The 3,827-nt window shown below is 54.3% G+C and carries 3 protein-coding genes and 1 pseudogene; 1 reads left to right on the plus strand and 3 read right to left on the minus strand.

Annotated elements, in window-relative coordinates; genetic code table 11:
- From G113_RS21240 to G113_RS19425, 3 genes and pseudogenes are all read right to left on the minus strand, one after another.
- Positions 1-220: pseudogene (locus tag G113_RS21240) on the minus strand (transposase); the annotation flags it as partial.
- A gap of 205 nt (positions 221-425) precedes the next feature.
- Positions 426-1,325 carry a flagellin N-terminal helical domain-containing protein gene (locus tag G113_RS19420; RefSeq protein WP_005910942.1) on the minus strand — a complete coding sequence of 300 codons (900 nt, stop codon included), beginning with the start codon at positions 1,323-1,325 and terminating at the stop codon, positions 426-428.
- A gap of 643 nt (positions 1,326-1,968) precedes the next feature.
- The gene (locus G113_RS19425; protein ID WP_005910948.1) at positions 1,969-2,874 is read right to left on the minus strand and encodes a flagellin N-terminal helical domain-containing protein; all 906 of its coding nucleotides are present in this window, start codon (positions 2,872-2,874) and stop codon (positions 1,969-1,971) included.
- Positions 2,875-3,262: 388 nt separating this feature from the next.
- Here G113_RS19425 and G113_RS19430 point away from each other — a divergent pair.
- Positions 3,263-3,827: trimeric intracellular cation channel family protein (locus G113_RS19430; RefSeq protein WP_005910950.1), on the plus strand; the 565-nt coding region annotated here is incomplete at its 3' end.

Raw genomic sequence — 3,827 nt, forward strand, 5'->3', positions numbered from 1 at the left:
ATCGCTCAGGTTGTACCAATGCTGCATGCAGTGAATGCGTAGCATGGTTTCCAGCGGATAAGGTCGCCGGCCATTACCAGCCTTGGGTAAACGGCTCGATGACTTCACCATGTTTTGCCATGGCAGAATCTGCTCCATGCGGGACAGAAAATACTCGTTTTCTGGTCTGACGGCGCTTACTGCTGAATTCACTGTCGGCGAAGGTAAGTTGATGACTCATGATGAACCCTGTTCCATGGCTCCAGATGACAAACATGATCTCATATCAGGGACTTGTTCGCACCTTCCCTAGAACAATCTCGAGGACGACAATAAGCGCGTTCTGCACAACCCGCGGGGAAGTATGGAAAAATTTTCTTTATCAATAGAAAGAGGTGTTCATTCGAACACCTCTTTACGCTATCAGAACAGTGAAATCCGCCAGCTTAACCCAGCAGTTGCAGTGCTGACTGCGGACGCTGGTTGGCTTGCGCCAAGATGCTGGAAGCGGCCTGTTGCAGGATGTTCTGCTTGGTCATGTTGGCAGTTTCGGTGGCAAAATCCGCATCACGAATACGGGAGCGTGCAGCCGATACGTTCTCGGAGATATTGGCCTGGTTGCGGATGGTTGAATCCAGACGGTTTTGTACCGCACCCAGCTCGGCACGTTTGCCATCCACCACACCCAGCATGGAATCGACGGCAGCCAAAACGTTCTGAGCGTTACTCTGGCTACTGATACTGATACCACCTGCACTGCCACCGACAAAGATAGCGGAGACCAATACAGTCGCCCCAGTAGCCGTGGTGATTGACGTCCCAGCCGCAGCCGAAATTCCGGAGATACTGAAACCGGCAGATTGGTTCAGGCTAAAGCCAATGGTCTGGTTGGCATCGGCACCGACTTGGAAGGACCCAGAATAGCTGCCGTCGAGCAACTTGGTACCGGCAAAAGTAGTGTCAGTAGAGATGCGGTTGATCTCGGACCCCAGCTGATCGACTTCTTTTTGCAGTGCCTCACGATCCTTGGCGGAGTTGGAACCGTTGGCAGATTGCTGAGCCAGGGTGCGCATGCGCTGCAACATGCCAGTCACTTCGTCCATGGCCCCTTCGGCGGTCTGCGCCAGGGAGATACCATCATTGGCGTTGCGGTTGCCCTGATCCAGGCCGTTGACCTGAGAGGTCAGACGGTTGGAAATTTGCAGACCCGCCGCATCGTCTTTTGCACTGTTGATGCGCAAGCCTGATGCCAGGCGAGTATATGAGGTATCCAACGACTTGCTGGTGTTCATCAAGTTACGCTGGGCGTTCAATGATGATGTATTGGTGTTGATAAACATGGCCATAAAAGATTTCTCCTGATGAACAAGAAACTGCGGGTTCTGCTTGCGTCAATGCAGTCAGGGACCCACCGTTCAGACGGACAGCTTGAACGGGGCTGTACCATCTGGCGGGTCCCTTGTTTGAACAGACATAGGACCCGCAGTTGCGCAAATGTTGGTTTTCCGAACACCCCATCAATTTGCTTCACACTCTGTAACGGCTGCACAATCGGAAGCTTTAGGTAATTAATTGCCGCCCTGAGGCTTTCAGCGGCAAACACTCTCCTCCTGACAAGGGGAAGAGACCAAGACAAGGGGATAGAGGATCAACACAGCAGCGGCCAAGCGCTGGCCATGACGCTGCGCCAATGGAAAGGCATGCCACACGCTCTATCCACTTGATATTGGCATGGTTCATGCTTTCAATTTACAGTCGCCGGTTTTCCGGCGCCCATAAAAAAGGCCGACAGTGTCGGCCAAAGAAGAGCTTACGCTCAGGAGAACAACCTCTGATGTGACAGACCGAACAATCTGCGCGACACTAGAGGGGTAGTACCAATAAGAGATTTTCTCTGTTGATAGAACAAGGCGTATATCCGAACACCCCATTGTTCCATCTTCTTTACCAGGGCGGCCTGAACAACCGCCCTTTTCTTTTGCTTAAAATTTAGTTCTGCAGCAGGGAGAGCGCGGACTGAGGGCGCTGGTTAGCCTGTGCCAGGATGCTGGAGGCCGCCTGTTGCAGTATGTTCTGCTTGGTCATATTGGCGGTCTCGGTCGCGAAGTCCGCATCACGGATCCGGGAGCGAGCTGCCGATACGTTTTCCGAGATATTGGCCTGGTTGCGGATGGTGGAATCCAACCGGTTTTGCACCGCACCCAATTCGGCACGTTTGCTGTCGACCACGGTCAGCATGGAGTCCACGGCGGCCAACACGTTCTGGGCATTAGTCTGAGTACTGATACTGATACCACCCGCAGCCGTTCCGTTGGCGAAGATTGCATCTACAGCAAGAGTGCCACCACTTGCTGCGGTAACTGTTGTATTCGCTGCTGCCGCGATCCCGGAGATACTGAAGCCATTGGCCTGACTCAGGCTGAAGCCGATGGTCTGGTTGGCATCCGCACCGACCTGGAAGGTGCCACCGAAAGAACCATCAAGCAGCTTGGTGCCCGCAAAGGTGGTTGCTGTTGAGATACGGTTGACCTCGGCTCCCAACTGATCAACTTCCTTTTGCAGAGCCTCACGGTCCTTGGCAGAGTTGGAGCCGTTGGCAGATTGCTGCGCCAGGGTCCGCATGCGCTGCAGCATGCCGGTCACTTCATCCATGGCGCCTTCAGCTGTCTGCGCCAGGGAGATGCCGTCGTTGGCGTTGCGGTTACCCTGATCCAGGCCGTTGATCTGGGAGGTAAGACGGTTGGAGATCTGCAGACCGGCCGCATCGTCTTTTGCGCTGTTGATGCGCAGGCCGGAGGCCAGACGAGTGTAAGAGGTATCCAAGGATTTGGTGCTGTTCATCATGTTACGCTGGGCGTTGAGCGACGAAACGTTGGTATTGATGTACATACTCATAACTATTCTCCTAAGCTATTAAATTTTATCTTTAATTCACTCAGGCTTTATTTTTTCTGTGCCTGATATGTGCTGGTTAACGGCGCTTTTTCAGAAGACTTTAGCGATTTTTTTTCGCTGTTCGTTCCATTCTCGCCGCTTAACCTATGTATCGGTCCACTCTGGTCAGACTTAAGTAAATAAACGAAAAAAATGACCTCTGAACTCAATTCCCGGTCACGGCGGGCATGTGCCGGGTCAGTCGCCTCCCCCGTCGCCAGCCTGCTATCAGGGCGCTGAGGGCCTAGAAAGCACGGTAGATCTCTCAGTTTCATATGGTCGGACTTGGCGCTTGCTCGTTCAGCCTCTAGAATTTGCGCCCCTCTTTTTTTCGAGTCGATGTTTTCCCATGCAGAGCCTGGTTGATCAGATTGTCTATGTCAGCGACATGTTCGGTACCGCCGTGTTCGCGTTTTCCGGCGTGCTGGTAGCGGGCCGATTGAGGATGGACGCCTTCGGCGTGCTGGTGCTGGCGGCGGTCACCGCCATCGGCGGCGGCACTATTCGCGACATGATCCTGGGGGCCACCCCGGTATTCTGGGTGCGCGATACCCTCTATATCTGGGTCATACTGCTGACGGCCCTGCTGGGCATGTGGCTGGTTCGCGTGCCCAAACGCCTGCCCTGGTATGTACTGCCGGTGGCCGATGCCTTTGGCCTGGCGCTCTTTACGGTGATCGGCGCCCAAAAGGCGCTTCATTTTGGCGCATCCGGGTTGATTGCCGTACTGATGGGCACTATGACAGGGGTTGCCGGGGGCATGATCCGCGATGTATTGGCCCGGGAGATCCCCATGGTGCTGCAAAAGGAGATCTACGCCACCGCGTGCATCCTGGGAGGCATCGTTTATACGGTGGCGCTCGAGTGCAATGTGGAGCGGGTACTCGCCTATGTTTGTCAGCATGGCGGTGGTG

This window comes from Aeromonas molluscorum 848, from assembly GCF_000388115.1.
Lineage (GTDB): Bacteria > Pseudomonadota > Gammaproteobacteria > Enterobacterales > Aeromonadaceae > Aeromonas > Aeromonas molluscorum.

What these genes read in the sequence shown, in the direction of transcription:
- G113_RS19425 (WP_005910948.1), bottom strand. Translation starts at nt 2,874, where the DNA reads ATGAGTATGTACATCAATACCAACGTTTCGTCGCTCAACGCCCAGCGT.
- G113_RS19420 (WP_005910942.1), bottom strand. Translation starts at nt 1,325, where the DNA reads ATGGCCATGTTTATCAACACCAATACATCATCATTGAACGCCCAGCGT.